The organism is Rhizobium etli 8C-3 (assembly GCF_001908375.1).
GTDB lineage: Bacteria > Pseudomonadota > Alphaproteobacteria > Rhizobiales > Rhizobiaceae > Rhizobium > Rhizobium etli_B.
Genome location: NZ_CP017244.1, coordinates 2,198,888 through 2,217,388, shown reverse-complemented (window position 1 = coordinate 2,217,388; position 18,501 = coordinate 2,198,888). Strand labels below are relative to the sequence as shown.

General features: G+C 60.0%; 14 protein-coding genes and 1 pseudogene. 6 read left to right on the top strand and 9 right to left on the bottom strand.

Going from position 1 to position 18,501, the window contains the following annotated elements; all coding sequences use genetic code 11:
• Nucleotides 1-244: 244 nt before the first annotated feature.
• Nucleotides 245-1,159 (top strand): DMT family transporter, encoded by a 915-nt coding sequence (locus tag AM571_RS35380; protein ID WP_074065524.1) that lies wholly within the window; start codon nucleotides 245-247, stop codon nucleotides 1,157-1,159.
• Between the two features lie 30 nt (nucleotides 1,160-1,189).
• Here the strand turns inward: AM571_RS35380 and AM571_RS35375 are convergent, their stop codons facing one another.
• The 4 genes from AM571_RS35375 to AM571_RS35360 form a co-directional block, all read right to left on the bottom strand.
• Entirely contained in the window at nucleotides 1,190-2,266 is a 1,077-nt protein-coding gene (locus AM571_RS35375; RefSeq protein WP_074065523.1) for an ABC transporter ATP-binding protein, read from the bottom strand.
• Between the two features lie 9 nt (nucleotides 2,267-2,275).
• Complete coding sequence (locus AM571_RS35370) at nucleotides 2,276-3,364, bottom strand: carbohydrate ABC transporter permease (RefSeq protein WP_081377291.1); 1,089 nt, start codon at nucleotides 3,362-3,364, stop codon at nucleotides 2,276-2,278.
• Nucleotides 3,357-4,280, bottom strand: coding sequence for a carbohydrate ABC transporter permease (locus AM571_RS35365; protein WP_074065765.1), 924 nt, complete (start codon nucleotides 4,278-4,280; stop codon nucleotides 3,357-3,359). Before AM571_RS35365 ends, AM571_RS35370 begins: the two co-directional genes overlap by 8 nt.
• Nucleotides 4,281-4,381: 101 nt before the next feature.
• On the bottom strand, nucleotides 4,382-5,659 hold the full coding sequence (locus tag AM571_RS35360) for an ABC transporter substrate-binding protein (RefSeq protein WP_074065522.1): 1,278 nt from the start codon (nucleotides 5,657-5,659) through the stop codon (nucleotides 4,382-4,384).
• A gap of 254 nt (nucleotides 5,660-5,913) precedes the next feature.
• Between AM571_RS35360 and AM571_RS35355 the strand changes: the two genes are divergently transcribed.
• From AM571_RS35355 to AM571_RS35345, 3 genes are read left to right on the top strand one after another with little or no spacing between them, the layout of a single operon-like run.
• The gene (locus AM571_RS35355) at nucleotides 5,914-6,924 is read left to right on the top strand and encodes a Gfo/Idh/MocA family protein (RefSeq protein ID WP_074065521.1); all 1,011 of its coding nucleotides are present in this window, start codon (nucleotides 5,914-5,916) and stop codon (nucleotides 6,922-6,924) included.
• Nucleotides 6,925-6,935: 11 nt separating this feature from the next.
• A complete protein-coding gene (locus AM571_RS35350) occupies nucleotides 6,936-8,033 on the top strand; it encodes a Gfo/Idh/MocA family protein (RefSeq protein WP_074065520.1) in 1,098 nt (365 codons plus the stop codon).
• 55 nt (nucleotides 8,034-8,088) lie between these two features.
• Nucleotides 8,089-8,859, top strand: coding sequence for a FadR/GntR family transcriptional regulator (locus AM571_RS35345; protein ID WP_074065519.1), 771 nt, complete (start codon nucleotides 8,089-8,091; stop codon nucleotides 8,857-8,859).
• 185 nt (nucleotides 8,860-9,044) lie between these two features.
• Here the strand turns inward: AM571_RS35345 and AM571_RS37960 are convergent.
• The 4 genes and pseudogenes from AM571_RS37960 to AM571_RS35330 all read right to left on the bottom strand — a co-directional run.
• Nucleotides 9,045-9,178: pseudogene (locus AM571_RS37960) on the bottom strand (helix-turn-helix transcriptional regulator); the annotation flags it as partial.
• Between the two features lie 38 nt (nucleotides 9,179-9,216).
• Nucleotides 9,217-10,404, bottom strand: a complete 1,188-nt coding sequence (gene uxuA, locus AM571_RS35340; RefSeq protein WP_074065518.1) for a mannonate dehydratase — start codon at nucleotides 10,402-10,404, stop codon at nucleotides 9,217-9,219.
• 48 nt (nucleotides 10,405-10,452) lie between these two features.
• Nucleotides 10,453-11,175 (bottom strand): GntR family transcriptional regulator, encoded by a 723-nt coding sequence (locus AM571_RS35335; protein WP_074065764.1) that lies wholly within the window; start codon nucleotides 11,173-11,175, stop codon nucleotides 10,453-10,455.
• Between the two features lie 87 nt (nucleotides 11,176-11,262).
• Entirely contained in the window at nucleotides 11,263-12,624 is a 1,362-nt protein-coding gene (locus tag AM571_RS35330) for an APC family permease (protein ID WP_074065517.1), read from the bottom strand.
• A 667-nt stretch (nucleotides 12,625-13,291) separates the two neighbouring features.
• Between AM571_RS35330 and AM571_RS35320 the strand changes: the two genes are divergently transcribed.
• Both AM571_RS35320 and AM571_RS35315 read left to right on the top strand, forming a co-directional pair.
• A complete protein-coding gene (locus AM571_RS35320) occupies nucleotides 13,292-16,672 on the top strand; it encodes an adenylate/guanylate cyclase domain-containing protein (protein ID WP_074065515.1) in 3,381 nt (1,126 codons plus the stop codon).
• Between the two features lie 20 nt (nucleotides 16,673-16,692).
• Nucleotides 16,693-17,073, top strand: coding sequence for a YybH family protein (locus AM571_RS35315; RefSeq protein ID WP_074065514.1), 381 nt, complete (start codon nucleotides 16,693-16,695; stop codon nucleotides 17,071-17,073).
• A gap of 96 nt (nucleotides 17,074-17,169) precedes the next feature.
• On the opposite strand, the gene AM571_RS35310 is transcribed toward AM571_RS35315, so the two are convergent.
• Complete coding sequence (locus AM571_RS35310) at nucleotides 17,170-18,483, bottom strand: alpha-L-fucosidase (protein ID WP_074065513.1); 1,314 nt, start codon at nucleotides 18,481-18,483, stop codon at nucleotides 17,170-17,172.
• Nucleotides 18,484-18,501 lie beyond the last annotated feature (18 nt).

Here is an 18,501-nt window from a genome sequence, read left to right as displayed (position 1 = left end):
GATCAGCGTCAGCGCACTCATTGCGCTTTCTGCCGGGTCCATCACGTTTTGTCTCGGCGAACGGCCGGCCTGGATCGGGCCTAGCGCATGGTGCGGCAACAGTCCCTGGAGGACTTGCTAGTTCGCATGGTGATCGAATCGCGCCGCTGAGGCGCTTTAAGCTTCAGCCTGACCTTGACATCGAGGCTGTTAAATCGGAAGCCGCACTCGGCTGCCTCGCAGTGTCGTATCAAGGAAGGTCAGGATGAAGCGCAGTACCGTTGCCGTCGGTTCGAACGTGATCTTGACGGGCGTCTTGTTGATGCTGCTCGGCGATTTCCTCTTTGCGCTCAACGATGCGATGGGCAAATGGCTGGTTGCGAGTTTCGCCGTCGGCCAGGTGCTGGTGATCCGCTCGGTCGGCGCTTTCATCGTGCTCGGTCCGATGATCGTCCGGCAAGGGACGCGGCAGCTCTTCAATGTCGAGCAAAAGGGGCAGCAGCTGATGCGCGTCGTCATGACGACCTGCGATGTCAGCCTGTTTTATGCGGCCGTCGCCTATCTGCCGCTTGCCGATGTCATGACCTTCTATATGGCGGGGCCAATCTATGTCGCCGCGCTATCGCACTTCTTCCTCGGCGAGAAGATCGGCTGGCGCCGCTGGCTTGCGGTTTTCATCGGCTTTGCCGGTGTCGTCGTAGCGCTCCGTCCATCGTCTGCGATGCTGTCCCTGCCATCTCTTTTCGGTCTGACGGGCAGTCTCGCCTTCGCGCTCACGCTGGTGATGAACCGCTCCTTGCGCGCGACAAGCGACACCACGCTCGTCACCTGGCAGACGATTGCTGCTCTCATTGCCGGGATCATTCTCAGTATCGGCCACTGGCGTCAGGCGACGCTTCTCGACTACTGTGGCATGCTGCTTCTGGGCGTCGTCGCCTCCTGCGCCCATCTGCTGATTACCCGATCGCTGAAACTTGCCCCGGCATCGCTGCTGGCACCGCTGCAATACACGCTTCTCATATGGGCGATCGTGCTTGGCATGGTCTTTTTCGATGACGTACCCGATATGCAGATCCTGATCGGCGCGGCGATCATCGTCTTTGCAGGGCTTTTCATCTTCCATCGGAAAAACCTCAGGGACACGATCACGCCGGACGTCGTTCCGCCGGACGGACATTGAGCCTTCAGTCGAAGGACTGTCGCGGCAGGCTCAGTCGATCTTGATCCGCAGGCCTGTTTCATCGAACAGGTGCCAATGGCCCGCACGGGGTGCGATGTTGAGGACATCGCCGCGCGCAACCCGGCTCTGGCCCTGCTGGTGCACCAGGATCGGCTCGCCGTTTAAAAGGATGCAATGCAGGTAGCTGTTGGCGCCGTGCTGTTCGGCAACGGCGACCTCGGCTGGCCAGCCGCTTTCGCCGACCAGGAGATCTTCGGGCCGCACACCGAGTGTTGCTTTCCGTATGCCTGCAAGCCCGGCTTCAAGGGGCAATTCCAATGGCGGCAACCCGGCGCCCTCGAAGGCGAGCGTCCCGTTGGTCGAAGTGCCGATTGTCCCTTCGACGAGGTTCATGCGCGGCGAGCCGATGAAGCCGGCCACGAAAGTGTTGTGCGGGCGATTATAAAGATCAAGCGGCGCACCGACCTGCTCGATGACGCCCTTGCGAAGGACGACGATCTTATCTGCCATCGTCATCGCCTCGATCTGGTCATGCGTCACGTAAATCATCGTATTGCCGAGCCGCTCGTGCAGCTTGGTAATCTCGACGCGCATCAGCACCCGCAGTTCTGCATCGAGGTTGGAAAGCGGCTCGTCGAACAGGAATATCTTCGGGTCGCGGGTGATGGCGCGACCAATTGCGACGCGCTGGCGCTGACCGCCGGACAGCTGGCGGGGGCGCCGGTCGAGCAGCGTGTCGATCTGCAAAAGCTTGCCGGCTGCTTCAACGCGGCGGTCGATTTCGTCCTTCGGCATCCGGATATTCTCAAGTCCGAAGCTCAGGTTCTGGCGAACGGTCATGTGGGGATAAAGAGCGTAGGACTGGAAGACCATGGCGACGCCGCGATCGGCCGCCGGCGTGTCGATGACGCTTTCGCCGTTAATGCGGATGTCGCCGCCCGTTGCCTCTTCGAGCCCGGCAATCATTCTAAGCAGCGTCGACTTTCCGCAGCCGGACGGGCCGACGAAGACGACGAATTCGCCATCCCTGATATCGAGATTGATATCGGGGATCACCTGCAGCGTGCCGAAGGATTTGTTGACATTTTCAAGTACGAGATTGGCCATGAACGAAACTCACTTGATGCCCGTGGATGCGATGCCGGTGGTGATGTAGCGCTGCAGAAAGATGAAGGCGCAGGCAAGCGGCAGCGCCGTCAGGGTCGTCATGGCGAGCATCAGATCGTATCGGACCTCGAACTCGCTCTGGAAAGAGTTGAGCGCCAGCTGCAGCGTATAGACCTCGCGGCGATTGAGGACGATCAAGGGCAGCAGGAAGTCGTTCCAGCGCGACAGGATCGAGAAGATCGCCACGACGGCAAGCGCCGGGCTGGAAAGCGGCAGGACGATCCGCCAGAAGATGCGCCACTCGCTGGCATGATCCATGCGCGCTGCTTCGATCAGTTCGTCAGGGATGGTCAGCATGTATTGGCGGAGCAGGAAGACGCCGGTCGGCGTCGCGACGGTCGGCAGGATGACACCCCAGAGGTTTCCGACAAGGCCGAGCTCGGAAACGATGAGGTAGGTCGGCACGAGAACCACGGTTGCCGGGATCATCAGCGTCGACAGGATCGAAATCAAGGCGACGCTGCTGCCTGCGAAACGGTATTTAGAAAGCGCAAAGGCAGCCATGGAATTCATCACCAGCGTGATGATGGTCGCAACAATGGTGATGAAAAGACTGTTGTAGAGATAGCGGCCCATCGCCTGGCCGGAACTAGCAATGAGGTTGGTGTAGTTCTCGATCGCAAGCCGCACCTTGCGGACGGGGACGGCATCCGTCACGGCAACGGTGAGCCGGCCGGCGCCAGGATTGTCCGGACTGATCATCTGTGCATTTCTGCCAACGCGGCGGATCTGCGCAAGTCGCGCCTTCGTGCCGTCCTTCAAGTTTACGTCGAAGAGCGGCAGCGGCTGGTCGAAACCTTCAACCACGGCTGTCTCACTGGAATAGGGCAGAATGCTCGGGGGAAATTCCTGCAGATTCGCTTGCGTCTTGAAAGACGACAGGACCACCCAGGCAACCGGCGTGAACATGATGAGCAGCCCAAGGACGAGGAAGCCATAGGTGAGCCAATCTGTCACGTCGAGCCGGTTGCGCCCGCGCCGGGCAAAGAGCAGACCGCGCATGACAGCTCCGGATTTGGACAGGGCAACGTCAGCCATGTTGCGAATTCCTCGACAGTCGCAGCTGCAGGCCGGTGAAGATCAAGAGCACGACGCCGAGCAGCAGCGAGGCTGCGGCCGCAAGACCGAAATTGCGAGGCTGCACGGCGAAACCGACCTCGTAGATATATTGGACGATCAGCATCGTCGCAGATCCGGGCCCGCCGCCTGTCAGCACGTAGAGCTCATCGAAGGTCTGGACCGAGCGAATGACGCAGAGGACGAAGACGACGAGCAGGACGGGCTTTAGAAGCGGCAGCGTGATGCGCGTGAAGACCCGCCAGTTGGTGGCGGAGTCCATCTTGGCAGCTTCGTAGACATCGCGCGGGATTGACTGCAGACCGGCGAGCAGAATGATCGTGTAAAAGCCCATATGCGCCCAGACGGTGACGAAGACCGACCAGAAGAAGGCGGTATTTGGAAATACCAGCCAGTTGACGGGCGAAAGTCCAAGCCATGTCAGAATGCCGTTCAGCGCGCCGTTGCGCTGCAGGATCCACTGCCACGTCAACGCCACGACGACAGGCGAAAGCATGACGGGAAAGAAGAAGACGGCGCGAAAGGAGCCGCGGCCGCGGATCTCGCGGTTGAGGCAGACAGCGGCAAGCAGCGCCACGCCGATCATGCAGATCACCTGGATCGGCACGAAGACGAGACTGTTGCCGAGCGCCCGCCAGAAGAGATCACTCGAGCAGGTGGATGCATCGAGGTAGTTGGTGCAGTCGAACAGCGTTTCGTAATTGACAGAACCGATGAAGGGTCGCTCGCTCGGATAAAGACGGTCGCTGCCGGTGACAGAATAGAAGACGTTGATTGCGACCGGAAGCAGCGAGAAAAACAAAACGGCGAGAAGGTTCGGCAGAAGAAAGACCCACGGCATGCGCCCGATGCCCAGGACCTTTTGCAGGCCCGTCATCAAAGGCTCGGCGAGCCTTGCCGGCAGGAGGATGACGCCGCCGGCAACTGTCGCAAGTCGAGCCCTTGTGGCCATACCGCTCTCCTTCCGGATCAGCCTGTCTATTGGCCGGCCGCCTTGATGGCGAGCTCGACATCCTGTTTGACACGGTCAAGTGCTGCGTCGACCTCCAATTCGTCATTCAGGACCTGGCTGATGCGCGTCGTCAGCGCGTTCATCATGGCACGCTGATAGCGCCAGCCCTGGAAACGATAGGCGGCCGGCGCCATTTTCGGGATCTGGGCGATGAAGGTCGAAAGCGATTGCTGCGTACGCTGAGAGGCGCCCGGATAGGTCACGCCATTTTCGATCAGCGATTTTGCCGCCGGAATCTCGACGGCCGCCGAGACGATTTCGGCGTTGTTCTTCGAGCGGGCGATATAGTCGATCAGCTTGCCGACCGCTTCGGGCTGCTTGGTATGCTTGAAACCGACGAGCGCTCCGCCGCCCGGCATGACGGTGCACGACGAGGGCCCGCAAGGCGCAGGTGCCACCTGCCAGTCGAAGAGGTCTGCGACTTCCTTGTCCATCTGGCTGAGTGTCCAGGAGCCGCCGAAGTAAAGCACGGTCTTGGCATTCAGGAAATCTGAGAAGAGTTCGCGATGCGTTGCGCCGCCGACCGCTCCCCAAAGGTCCATCGGCATTGTCCCGTCCTTGTGCCAGGCCACGAACTGTTCGACCGCGTCCTTCAGCCCCTTGTCGATGACCGGTTTGCCCTGGTCATCGACCAATTCGGCGCCGTAGCTGATGGCAAGGCTTGCAAAGCGGTGGCCAGAGCGGTCCATCTCCATGGCGTATTCGGTGTTGGTGGCCTTGGCCACCTTGCGTGTCGCTTCGGCCCATTCGGCCCAGGTTGCGCCTTCCTTGGGGACCGCAACGCCCGCCTGCTCGAACAAGGTGAGATTGACATAGGCGCCGTTGACAGTGAGCGTCGTCGGCATGCCGTTGATCGCCTTGCTCGTCGGATTGGAGCCACGCAGCCATTGCAGGGTCTGGCTGTATTCCTTCTCGAAATTCGCCGCGTTCACATAAGGCGTCAGGTCGAGATAGTAACGGCTGAGGCCGCCGAGGTCGGTGATGATCGCCGCATCGGGGCCTTCGCCGGATTCGAGCTGCACCGGCAGGCTTTCGACGAGCGACTGATAGGGAACGGTTTCGAGCTTGACCTTGACGCCTGGATTTTCGGATTCGTATCGTTTGACCACCGGATCCATGGTCAGGCAGCCGAAGCCGATATCGTCGCAAAAAACGGTGAGCTCCTGCGCCTGGGCAATACCCGTCAGCGCCGTGGCTGCAAGCAGCGTCGAGGCCGCCCACAAGCCGATGCGGGTGCGTTTCATATCCAGATCCTCCAGCGATCGCGAGGCGCCTCCCGCCCGGGGCGATCTGCCATAAACATGTCTGGACTTACCAGATTGTCAACCGGCAAGGCGAAAGAATTTTCGTCAAAACGAGTGCTAATGTGGCCTCTTTACCGCGGTTTCGATTGCAAAAACATTCTTGACAGGTTGGAGCTTTGAGTGTCTGGTTTGACCAATTATGAGGAGACGAGAAGCCGCAGCTCCCACGGCTTTTGCAGGAGGACGATATTCAAATGCTGAGATTTGCCGTTGTCGGAATCGACCATTCGCATACGTTTGATCATGTGAAGGGATTGCAAGCTGCGGGTGGAGAGTTCGTTGGCTATTGCCCGAAGACCTCTGTTCCGGCGATCCTTGAAAATTTCAAGAAGACATATCCGGATGCGCCGCAGATCGACCGCGAGACGATTTTCGCCGATTCGTCGATCGACGTCATCTGCATCTCCGCCATTCCGCGCGATCGCGCCGGTCTTGCGATCCGCGCCATGAGGGCCGGCAAGGACGTGATGACGGACAAGCCTGGCCTCACGACGTTTGCGCAGTTGGAGGAGGTCAAGAAGACCGTCGCCGAGACAGGCAAGATCTTCTCGATCTGCTTTTCGGAGCGCCATTGCGTTCGCTCTGCGGTCAAAGCAGCCAAACTCGTCAAGCAAGGCGCGATCGGCCAGGTTATCCAGACGCTCGGCATGGGACCGCACCGGCTGCAGCTTCCGACGCGGCCCGACTGGTTTTTCGATCCCGAAGCCTTTGGTGGCATCATCGTAGACATCGCCTCGCATCAGATCGACCAGTTTCTCTTCTATACCGGCTCGACGAGCGGCGAAGTCGTCGCAAGCGCAATCGGCAACTTCGGCATGCCGCAAAGGCCGGCATTCCAGGATTTCGGCGAGGTATTGCTGCGCTCCGACAAGGCGTCTGGCTATGTCCGCGTCGACTGGTTTACGCCCGAGGCGCTGCCGACCTGGGGTGACGGACGCCTGACCATTTTAGGCACCAAAGGCTATATCGAGCTTCGCAAATACATCGATATTTCCGGCCGCCCCGGCAAGGATCATCTGTTCCTCGTCAACGGCGAGGAAAATACCTACATCGACTGCAGCAGCGAGAAGCTCGACTATTTTGAAGCATTCACTGCCGACGTGCGCGATCGCACGGAAACGGCGATGACGCAGGCGCACGTCTACGAGGTCTGCCGCCTTTCGCTTGAGGCGCAGGCCAAGGCTGCCCGGCTCGGCGGACGATAGGAGGAGATATCATGACGAAGAAATTGCGCGTTGGCGTAATCGGCGCGGGCATCGCTTCGCGCCATCTGATCGGCTACGACTGGAACAAGGACCTTTTCGATGTGCCGGTGCTTTGCTCGCTGGACGAAGAACGCGGCCGCGAACTTTGCCAAAAGCATGGCATTGGCGAATATACCCAGAATGTCGACGATCTCTTTGTCCGCAACGATCTCGACATCATCGATATTTCGACGCCGCCGGATTCGCATTTCGAACTCTGCAGGAAGGGTATCGAATCGGGAAAACATGTGATCTGCGAAAAGCCACTCTTCGGCTCGATTGCCGACGTCGACGAGATGAGCCGCATTGTCGCGCGTTCGGGCGGCAAGAAACTGATGCCGATCTTCCAGTATCGCTACGGCTCCGGCCTTCAGAAGCTGAAGCTGCTGATCGAACTTGGTCTGACCGGGCGTCCCTTCCTGACGACGATCGAGACACATTGGTGGCGTGGCCCTGCCTACTACGAAGTTCCCTGGCGCGGAAAGTGGAAGAGCGAACTCGGCGGCGGCCTGCTTGGCCACGCGATCCACGCGCACGACATGCTGAACTATGTGCATGGCGCCTGCGCCGAAGTCTTTGCCTATGGCGCGACACTGGTCAACAAGATCGAAGTCGAAGATACGATGGCGCTTTCCGTCAAGATGCAGAACGGCTCGCTGGCGGCACTTTCCATGACGCTCGGCTCACGCAAGGAGATCTCGCGGCTGCGCTTCTGCTTCCATGATCTCGTCGCCGAAAGCATTCTCGAACCTTATACGATGGGCCGTGATCCGTGGAGCTTCATCGCAGGCACCGAGGAGCACCAGAAGCGCGTCGACGAAGCGCTTGCCGGCTACGAAGTGAAGGAAGACGGCTACACCCGACAGTTCGAGCTGTTCCACCAGGCGATCATTGAAGACAAGGAGCCGCCGGTAACGCTGCAGGACGCGCGCAATTCGCTGGAACTGGTGACGGCTGCCTATCATTCGCAGCGCACCGGCAAGCCGACGCCGCTGCCGATCACCGCCGAGCATCCGCTTTATCACTCGTGGCTTCCGGACGAAGAGCGGCAACTGGCCGCCAGCGCCTGAGCGCCAAACAGACAATGCGTCACCCGTCTTAAGGGTGGCGCCGCAAGGAGATATCATGGGGGCAGCCGTACCAACGCTTCGGCTTCAAGGCGAGCAGCGGCTTTATCAGATCGTCGCACGCCGCATTGCGCGCATGATCGAGGCAAACGCCAAGAACCCTGCCTGGCGCATGCCTTCCGAACGCGAGCTCGCCGAAGAACTCCAAGTCAGCCGCCCGGTCGTACGCGAGGCAGTTATTGCGCTGGAGATGCGCGGCCTGGTCGAAGTCAAGGGCAGGGCCGGCATCGTCGTTCTGCCGGTCCGCGGCAATCAGGTCAATTTTGACAAGATCAGCGCGGATGCCGGCCCCGGCCCGTTCGAGCTTCTGGAAGCCCGGCTTGCAGTCGAGGCAAGTGCTGCTGCGATGGCAGCCGAACGCGCGACGAACTACGATATTGCCGTGCTCGAGGACTGTATCGCTCAAATGGAGCATGAGACCGATGTCACCTTAAACAACGAAAAGGGCGACCGCGATTTTCATGTGACGATTGCACGCATGACAGGAAATGCCATCATCGTCTCGATCGTCGAGGCGCTTTGGGTTCAGCGCGACGAGTCGCTGATGTGGAAAAAACTGCATGAGCATATTCATGCGCCAAGCGTGCGCCCGCTCTGGATCGGCGATCACCATGCAATACTTACGGCTCTGCGTCTGCGCAATCCGGACGCTGCCTACAAGGCGATGGCGCGCCACATCCGCAACGTCAGTAACGAGCTGATGGAAGCTGACGAAAGGGGACGGTTTGCGCCTGAAGTCATGCAGGCGGATGATGGAAAATCGCGCTAGATGGTCAAGGCTTCTGGGTACAACGCCCCCTTCTCCAGCCTTTCGGCAGGAATTCCGATTGGCTCTCCTGTCCGGGCAGAACCCACATGAGCGGCCGCCAGATGGCCAGACAGTCGGGCGCGCCAGCAGGCGGCGCCGGAGAGACTTTGCGCCAGGAGTGATCCTGGCTCATCGTCGCGCGGCGTTTTCGGTACAAATCCAACTGCGAAGCCCAATAGCCTGCCAATCTTGTCCAGCGTCTCTAGGGTGGGTTCCCTGCGCCGGTTTCGATCTCGGCAACCTGTCGGCGGGTAAGCCCGAGCGTGCTAGCGAACTCCTCCGGAAATCGGAATGCGGGCCCGGAGGGGTCTCTCACGATCAGGATGGTCTGGCACCGAGCGCGTGCAGGATGCCGCGCAGTTCCGCCAGCCCGCGCATGCGGCCGATTGCAGGATAGCCTGGCGTGACGGTCTTGTTCAGATCATCCAGCATACGGTGACCATGGTCGGAGCGGAACACGATTTCGTCGTTCGGGCTGCGCTTGCGGTCCTCGGCCACGAGTTCCTTGAGAACCGCGACCATATCGACATCACCTTCCAGATGTGCGCTTTCATGGAAGGAGCGGCCGTCGCCTTCACGCTTGGTGGCACGCAGATGCGCGAAGTAGATGCGCGAGGCAAAGCGGCGGGCGATCTCGGGCAGGTTGTTGTCGGCACGCACGCCGAGGCTGCCGGTGCAGTAGCACATGCCGTTTGCCTGTGATGGTATGGCCTTAAAAAGGGCAGCATAGTCGTCGGCCGTCGAGGCAATGCGCGGCAGGCCGAAGAGCGGACGCGGCGGATCGTCCGGATGGAGCGTCAGCTTGACGCCGCGCGCTTCGGCGGCCGGTGTGACGGCCTGAAGGAATTCGACGAGGTGCTGGCGCAGCCTGGCCGCATCGATGCCGGCATAGGCGGCCAGCTTTTCGCGGAAACCGGGAATGGTCAGAGGCTCGGTCGTCGAGCCGGGCAGCGCCGAGGTTATGATGCGGGTGATCTCGGCGATCTCGGCTTCCGGCATAGCCTCGTAGACTTCGCGAGCGCGATTCCGGTCGTCCGCTGAATATTCCTTTTCAGCGCCCTGACGCTGCAGCACGAAGAGGTCGAAGGCGGCAAAGCGTTCGTGGTCGAAGCGCATGGCGGTCGCGCCCGTTGGTATCTCGTAGTCAAGCTCCGTGCGTGTCCAGTCGACCACGGGCATGAAGTTGTAGCAGATGATCGGTATCCCGCAGGCGGCGACGGCCTCGAGGCTTGCAATCCAGGCCTCTATTTCGGCCTTGGCCTGGCCGCCCTTGCGTTTGACTGCATCGGGGATCGGAATGCTTTCGACGACAGACCAGGTGAGGGACGAGCGCCCGGGCGGCGTATCTTCGATCATGGCCTTGCGTTCGCTGACTTCGCTTTCCGTCCAGGGGCGGCCGATCGGAACCTGATGCAGCGAGGAAACGATGTTCGTCGCGCCCGTCTGGCGCACGTCGTCCAGGCTGACGGGAGCCTCGGGCCCAAACCATCTCCAACCTTGCCGCATCTGTTTCCTCCTTGCTGTCTCGTTGTTTTAAGGGTTCTGCCGGCTGCTTCAGCAGAAATAATCGGGATAACGTGTTCGAAGCTCCGCGACATCGGGAATGACGGCGCTCAGATGGTGCAGCATGGCGTTGCGGGCGGCTTCCGGATCGTGGGCCGCGATCGCATCGCGGATAGCGCAGTGTTCGGGAACCACATTGTCCATGCGGCCGAGGGCCGGAAGCGTCAGCCGCCGGGCTCGGTCGATCTGCACCTTGACCGTTTTCAGGATGGTCCAGATACCGGGATAGCCGGCGATCTGGGTTATCGCCTCGTGAAAGGCTTCGTCCTCTTCATGGAAGCTCGACACGTCGCCGAGGGCGGCAAGCGCTTTCTGCCGGGAGATGATGGCATCGAGCCGGACAATGTGGTGCGGCTTGGCCATTCTGGCAGCACTCTCGACGGTCGTGCCTTCCAGTGCTTTGCGAACGACAACCGCTTCCGGGATTGCCGATACGGGGATACGCGAAACGACGGTGCCGGACTGTGGATAGATCTCCACGAGGCCACCTTCGGCAAGACGAAGCAGCGCTTCACGCACCGGCGTGCGGCTGACGCCGAATTCCTCGGCGATGCGCTTTTCCTGAAGCGCAATCCCCGGCGGCATGCGCAGCGAAACGATGTCGGCATGAAGCCTGTCGAAGATCGCATCCGCCGTCGTTACGCGGCGGAGCCTCGCCGGTCTTTCCAAGAGAGCCGGAAAATCGATCGCTTCGGAACTGGATGCCTGTCGCATGGACTGCCTGAACATGAATTGCGTGCATACTAGTATATCAATCGAAATCCCTTGCCAAGACATGGCCAAGGGAGCGGTGACCTCTCCTCAGGCCGTCCTACTGTTGATGCGCATGATGCCGACTGTGACGAACCACAATCCGACGCCAAGGCCGAGAAGGACGGCGGCGATTAGGTACTGGATGGGATCGCGCCCGGTCCAGGGTCCGGCGAGAAACGCACAGGTGATCGAACCCAGCACAGGCGCAAACGTCGGTGCTTTGAAATGCGAATGTCCGACGCTGTCGCGTCGAAGCACGAGTGCGGCGATATTGACCACTGCAAAGACGCATAAAAGCAGGAGGGCCGTGGTGCCGCCAAGCGCCGGAACGCCGCCTGAAAAGACGATCAGCGCGACGGCAAGAAGCGAGGTGAAGATGATTGCCACAAAAGGCGTCTTTCTGGTCGCGTGGACCTTTCCAAGCACGTCAGGCAGAACGTGCTCGCGGCTCATCCCGTAGATCAAGCGACTTGCCATCATCATGTTGATCAGAGCGGAGTTCGCAACCGCAAACATCGTGATGATCCCGAAGATGCCGACGGGGAAATTCGGCGCACCGGCCTGCACGACTTTCAAGAGCGGCGTTTCGCCTTCGCCGAGGGCGGCGGCAGAAACCAGTGTGATGGCCGAAATCGCAACAAGGATATAGATGGTGCCGGTGATCACCAGACCGCCGAGGAGCACTTTCGGAAATATCCGGTTCGGTTCCTTGCATTCCTCGGCCATGTTGACCGAATCCTCGAAACCGACCATGGCGAAGAAGGCAAGCGTCGTTGCCGCGATGACGGACCAGATGACGCCGCGATCGCCGCTCGGCTGGAAAGTCCAAACCCGGGAGACGTCGCCCTGTCCGCCGGCGATCGCCCAAAAGCCGATACCGATGATGATCAGAAGACCGGTGAGTTCGACCGCGGTCAGCACGACGTTGAGCCTGACGCTCTCGCCGACGCCGCGAAAGTTGATCGCCGCGACGATCGAGATGAAGACAACTGCGATGAGGGTCACGCCGTAACCGCCGAAATCGAAGCCGAAGGCTGTCGAGAAGTTGGCGGCAAAGGCGCGGGAGGCGGTCGACGCGGACGTTATCCCCGAAGACATCACGGCGAATGCAACGAGGAAGGTGAGGAAGTGGATACCGAATGCCTTGTGCGTATAGAGTGCAGCACCGGCGGCGCGCGGATATTTCGTCACCAGTTCAAGATAGCTCAAGGCGGTGAGCAGCGCGACGACGAAAGCAATCAGGAACGGCAGCCAGACCACGCCGCCGACCTCTTTGGCGACTTGTCCTGTCAACGCATAAATACCCGTCCCGAGAATATCGCCGACGATGAAAAGCAGGAGCAGACCGGATCCCATGACCCGCTTCAGTTCCGGCTGCTCGACTAGCTTATCCAATGATTTCCCGCTCATGCTCCCTCCTTCTAATGTCCGACGATGACTGCATTGGCCCGGCTTTTGGCAACTAGAGCGGGAAATAAGAAAGAAAAGCAGTCGTTGAGCCTTCTCTTGCGGGAGGGACATCGAGAAACGCGCCACGCCTGCAAGCCCCTTTTTCGATCTGATGCCGAACTCCGCTTATGGGGCCGTCGGCCTGACGAAAACGAACCTGTTCGGGGGCCGCCAGGGCGAGGGCGGGCGCCCTTTCGAGCGACGTCGGAGGGCTGGGATTGCTATTTGATGCCGAAGGTAGAAACATCGACATGCGGGCTTGAACTTGCTGCATTGCAGCATTACCTTTTGGTGATCCGAAGCGGTTCACCCTCCTCCCGAGCCGCTTCGGACCGACGGGCAGCGCTCCTCCTCCCAAGCTGCCAGTCACTATCGAAGCCCGGCGCACCTCCTCCCGCGCCGGGCTTTTCATTGCGCACGCGGAGGCTTGCCGCAAGGAGGGCGTACCCAGGGGCTTGCTGCATCCGTGCCGCCGAGCAGGCTGCTAAGGGGGCATCATCCAGCAGCTTCAGCGATCCAGAGGTTGAACCCGCCTCCGATACTGTCGCCATACACTCTGTGGCGAGTGCTTTTTGCCGATGGCTGCGCTATAGTATTTTCTTGAGGGTCGGCCTGGGAGGAGACCCCGATGAATATATCTTCCTGGCTGGAGAGCCTGGGATGCGGGCAGTATGCCTCGGCCTTCGAGATCAATGCGATCGACGCGGAGATGCTGCCAAAGCTGACCTCCGACGACCTCAAAGAGATCGGCGTGGCCGCCCTTGCGCACAGAAAGAAAATACTCGAGGCAATTGCTGGGCTTGATGACGGCCAAGAGGGCCGGCATCTGCGCAAGCAGGCGGACCTCACTGCCGCTCCTCGTCGCCACCAACCATCGCCGGCGCGTCCCCGGGAGGCGGAAAGACGCCAGCTGACAGTGATGTTCGTCGACCTGGTGGGTTCTACCGGCCTTTCCACCCAGCTCGACCCTGAGGAGATGGGCGCGCTGTTGCGTCAGTTCCAAAATGCCGTGGCGGGCGACGTCGTCCGCTTTGACGGCTACGTGGCGAAGCTGATGGGCGATGGCGTGCTTTGTTATTTCGGCTGGCCGCAGACCCATGAGGACGAGGCCGAGCGAGCCGTCAAGGCAGGTCTTGCAGTTGTAGAGACCATCAAGGGCTTGTCGACCAAGGGCGGCCAGCAACTCTCGGTGCGCGTCGGGATTGCGACCGGACTGGTGGTCGTCGGCGACCTCGTCGGCTTCGGCGCCGCTCAGGAGAATGCAGTTGTCGGCGAGACGCCAAATCTTGCTGCCAGACTGCAAGCTCTTGCCGAACCGAACACAGTGCTGATTTCTGAACTCACGTTCCGACTGACAGGCAAGCTCTTCGAAGTGAAGCGTATTCGCCCGCAGAAACTGCACGGTTTCGATACCCCCACCAATTCCTACCAAGTGATCGGGGAGGGCCGGGCGGAAAGCCGTTTCGACGCTCTCCACGAGGGTGGCACTGCGCCGCTGGCGGGGCGAGATCTCGACCTGGCCTTGTTGACCGAGCGATGGAACCTCGCAGCGTCGGGGGAAGGTCAGGTCGTCGAGCTATTTGGCGAAGCTGGGATCGGAAAGTCACGCATTCTCCAGGAACTTCGCGAACGGTTGAAGGAGGAGAACGTCACATACCTGCGTTATTTCTGCTCACCGTATCATACGCAAAGTGCACTTTTTCCAGTCATAGACCAGTTGCTGCGGGCTGCCAGCATTTCACGGACGGATCCGCCGGAACGACAGCTGGCCTTTCTCGAAGGAGTGCTTGCAGCGACCAACAATCCGCAGGAGGAAGTGCCGCTCATTGCCACCTTGCTGTCGATCCCCACGGGAGACCGTTATCCCAAACCCGATCTGATGCCGCAGAAGGTGAAAACGCGCACATTCGAGGTCCTGGTCGACCAACTGGTGGCCCTGGCGCGAGCAAAGCCGATCCTCATGCTGCTTGAGGATGCGCATTATCTTGATCCGGTATCGGCCGAGCTCTTCGATGTGATCGTCGATCGGATCCAAAAGCTTCCCATCCTTTTGGTCGCCACGTCCCGCCCGGAAGGTGTGGTTCGGTGGAACGGCCTTCGGCACGCTACTTTATTGACACTGAACCGATTGAGCCGTGCGCAGGCGGCCTCGATCATCGCGGCGATGACAGGAGGAAAGAGCCTTCCATCACCGGTTCTCGACCAAATCCTCTCAAAAACCGAGGGCGTGCCGCTTTTCATCGAGGAAATGACCAAGCTCATCCTGGAATCAGGCATGCTGAGCGATACAGGCGAGGACTACAAACTGTCCGGCCCCTTGCCTCCTCTGGCAGTACCCGCCACGCTGCACGACTCCTTGATGGCAAGGCTCGACCGGCTGGCCTCTGTCAGGGAGGTTGCCCAGATCGGTGCAGTAATCGGCCGGGAATTCAGCCACGAATTGCTGGCTGCTGCCGCCGGACTGGCAGAACCCGAGCTGGAGAGGGCGACTGACCAGCTTGTGGCTGCAGGCCTGGTATTCCGCCGTGGTGGAGGCGGCGACGTCAGCTACGCCTTCAAACACGCATTGGTTCAAGATGCCGCTTACGGCAGCCTTTTATTGAGCCGACGCCAACAGTTGCACGCGCGCATTGCCCACATCATGGAGGAAAGCTTTCCTGAAAAGGTGGAAGCTGAGCCTGAGTTGCTTGCGCATCATTTCAACCAGGCCTCTCTTTTGGACAAGGCCGTCGAGTATAACGAACTGGCCGGAAGGCGGGCGCTTTTGCGCTCCTCGATATCGGAAGCGCTTGTCCGGTTCCGCAACGCCCTGAACGGATTGGCAGCTCTCCCGCCTTCCCGGGAGCGATTGCGGCGAGAACTGGGAATTCAGGTCGCGCTCGGCAGCACGCAAGTGGCAGCGCATGGCTTTGCCGCGCCGGAAACAGGAGCGGCCTACCTGCGGGCACAGGAGCTGTGCGAAGAGCTTGATGAGATGCGCCAGCTGTTCCCGGTCCTTTACGGCCTGTGCCTCTACCATCTCTATGCGGCCGAGCTTGACGAGGCACGTCGCGCCGCCGACAAGCTGCTGGAGCTGGCAGGTCACAGCAATGATCGCGGCCTTTCTTTCTTCGCCCATCGGGCAGCTGGTGTCAGCGCGCTTCCAGCCGGCGAATTTTTGCGTGCTCGCGCCCATTTGAAGGAAGCGCTGTCACTTTATGACCCGCAGGAGCATCGGTCTGAAGCATTCGTGTATGCCTTTGACCCCCGTGTCGTCTGTCTCGATTATCTGGCCCGCACTCTCTTGCCGCTTGGTTTGCCCGATCAGGCGATCGCGGCCAATGATGAAGCGGTTCGGGAAGCGAGGAGCCTGGGACACCGCAACAGTCTCGCTCTGCCCTTGTTTTTCGGTGGCGTTGTCCATCAGATACTCGGCAATCGGCAGGCCGTGAAAAGTCGGGCCTGTGAACTCTCGGAAATATCAGAAGAGGCCGGATTTCGCTTCTGGCAGGCAGGAGCAATGATCCTGCAGGCCTGGGCAATTGCCGAGGAGGGCGAAACAGATCGCGGCAGATCCGATTTGTTGAGGGGCATTGAAGAATGGCGTCGCACCGGCGCGAAGTACATGTTGCCCTATTTCACGGCGGTTCAAGCGCAGATCGACATCAAAGCCGGACATCCGAATGCGGCCCTCGCCCTGCTTGTGGAAGCACAGCAGGTCATCGAGCGTACCAACGAGCGCTGGTTTGCGGCCGAGGTTTTCCGACTTCAGGGAGAGGCCATGCTGCAAATCGATCCCGAACGCAAAACGATGGCTGCCGAGCGCTTCGGCGAAGCGCTGGCCACTGCCCGAGCACAGGGCGCACGCTTTTGGGAACTGAGGGCAGCAACGAGCCTTGCGCGGATTGACAACGAAGGCGCCGCGCGTGAACAGCTTGCCCAAATCTGTGAAAGTTTCACAGAGGGTACGGCATTGCCAGATCTCAAGAACGCGCAATTGCTAAGCGGACACACGGCAGGAGCAGCTTAGCCCACAGCAAGGAGAAGGTCATGCCGCAAAAGGATATCGCCGCGATAGCCAAGGACGCTCACGACCGCTGGAATCAAGCTTTCAACAGTGGAGATTCAGCTTCGATAGCGGCACTCTACACCGAAGACGCAACCGTTCTGCCGCACACTCATGCAATCGTAAAAGGGCAGGCGGCAATCTCCGACTTCTGGGCCGGAATGATCTCGGCCGGGGTCAAAGACCACGGGATTGAACTGCTGGAAGCCCATGACGGGGGTGACATTGCCTATTCCAGCGGCAAGTGGTGGGCGTCCGGTCTGGGAGAAGACGGAAAGGAGCAACGCTACGAGGGCACGATCGTCACGATCTTCAGAAAACAACGCGACGGTTCCTGGAAGACGTGCCTGCACACATGGAACTGAAGCGGCCGGACGAGGCTTCTCAGCAAATCCTCGCCGAGCGAGTTCATAACGCCTTGGTTCGACGCGCCACAATCATTTGGCCCGATGTTGCCAGCCTCAGGTCTTCAGGAAGACTTCAATGACCGGCACGGTGACCGACGGGCGGCGTACCGGCAATACGAAGCTTATGGCATCTTCGCCGACGGGAAACTGGCTGTTCTTCCAAAGGGTATTTCCGGATGGCTTGAGCCAGGTCACCTCGCTGCCATCATGTAGAAACTGGGCATACTCGATCTTGCCCGCCAGCGCGTCGAAATGCAGGTGACGGAACGGCCAGTTGAAGAGGTGGATGTAGAGCCGGCTGCCATTTTGCGTCAGCCTGCAGTCGAGCGGCGCCAAGAACTCAGACTGCGTGCATCCATAGATGCTGCGCCCATGCAGCGCGATCCATTCTTCATAGGCGCCGAGCGCAGCCTTGGCGCGATCATCAAGCGTGCCGCGCGCCGTCGGACCGACGTTCATCAGCAAGTTACCGCCCATCGCCACACTGCCGATCAGGAGCTGGATCAGCTGCTCGGGGCTTTTCCAACTATCCTCGTCCCGGTGATAACCCCATGAGCCGCTGAAGGTGTGGCACGCCTCCCAGGTCATCCGTTTGCCGTCTCGTTCAGGCCAGGCACGTGGCACATATTGCTCCGGCGTCACGATATCGGGCACGAGGTCGGCAAGATCGAGCCGGTTGTTGATGATCGTATCCGGCGCCAGTTCGCGCACCAGGCGTACCAGCGTTTCGCTCTCCCAGTCCTTCTGTCCTTTGCCGACGAGATCGCCCTGCTTCCACTGCGGGTAGGAGAAGTCGAACCACATGACATCGACCGGTCCGAAGTCGGTAAGCAGTTCGCGGACCTGTTCGCGCATGACGCCGGCATAGCGACGAATGTCGCGCCCTTCATTGATTTTCACGGCATCGGGATGGTTGCGCTGAGGATGCCGCGGGTCGATCGTGAAATCTGGATGGTGCCAGTCGATCAGCGAATAGTAGAAGCCTATCTTCAGTCCCTCGGCTCGAAACGCCTTGACGAAGGGAAGAAGCAGATCCCGTCCGTAGGGCGTGTTGGTTACCTTGTAGTCGGTGGTCTTGGTATCCCAGAGACAAAAGCCTTCATGGTGCTTGGAGGTCAGCACGACATATTTCATGCCTGCGGCGCGGGCGCGCCGGGCCCAGTCGCGGGGATCGTAAAGATCCGGATCGAAATGGTCGAAATAGTTCTGATAGTCGGCGTCGCTCAGCTCTTCGCGGCTTTTCACCCATTCGTGCCTCGCCGGCAGCGAGTAGAGACCCCAGTGCACGAAAAGGCCGAAGCGGTCATGAACAAACCAAGCCTTCTTTTCATGCGGCAGCGTCAGGGCTGGCAGGGTCTCTATATTCATCGAAATCTCCTCCTCTGT

Coding starts and splice junctions, on each gene's coding strand:
- AM571_RS35330 (WP_074065517.1), bottom strand. CDS start 12,624: ATGAGCGGGAAATCATTGGATAAGCTAGTCGAGCAGCCGGAACTGAAG.
- AM571_RS35320 (WP_074065515.1), top strand. CDS start 13,292: ATGAATATATCTTCCTGGCTGGAGAGCCTGGGATGCGGGCAGTATGCC.
- AM571_RS35370 (WP_081377291.1), bottom strand. CDS start 3,364: ATGGCTGACGTTGCCCTGTCCAAATCCGGAGCTGTCATGCGCGGTCTG.
- AM571_RS35355 (WP_074065521.1), top strand. CDS start 5,914: ATGCTGAGATTTGCCGTTGTCGGAATCGACCATTCGCATACGTTTGAT.
- AM571_RS35335 (WP_074065764.1), bottom strand. CDS start 11,175: ATGCGACAGGCATCCAGTTCCGAAGCGATCGATTTTCCGGCTCTCTTG.
- uxuA (WP_074065518.1), bottom strand. CDS start 10,404: ATGCGGCAAGGTTGGAGATGGTTTGGGCCCGAGGCTCCCGTCAGCCTG.
- AM571_RS35315 (WP_074065514.1), top strand. CDS start 16,693: ATGCCGCAAAAGGATATCGCCGCGATAGCCAAGGACGCTCACGACCGC.
- AM571_RS35350 (WP_074065520.1), top strand. CDS start 6,936: ATGACGAAGAAATTGCGCGTTGGCGTAATCGGCGCGGGCATCGCTTCG.
- AM571_RS35365 (WP_074065765.1), bottom strand. CDS start 4,280: ATGACGGGCCTGCAAAAGGTCCTGGGCATCGGGCGCATGCCGTGGGTC.
- AM571_RS35380 (WP_074065524.1), top strand. CDS start 245: ATGAAGCGCAGTACCGTTGCCGTCGGTTCGAACGTGATCTTGACGGGC.
- AM571_RS35360 (WP_074065522.1), bottom strand. CDS start 5,659: ATGAAACGCACCCGCATCGGCTTGTGGGCGGCCTCGACGCTGCTTGCA.
- AM571_RS35375 (WP_074065523.1), bottom strand. CDS start 2,266: ATGGCCAATCTCGTACTTGAAAATGTCAACAAATCCTTCGGCACGCTG.
- AM571_RS35310 (WP_074065513.1), bottom strand. CDS start 18,483: ATGAATATAGAGACCCTGCCAGCCCTGACGCTGCCGCATGAAAAGAAG.
- AM571_RS35345 (WP_074065519.1), top strand. CDS start 8,089: ATGGGGGCAGCCGTACCAACGCTTCGGCTTCAAGGCGAGCAGCGGCTT.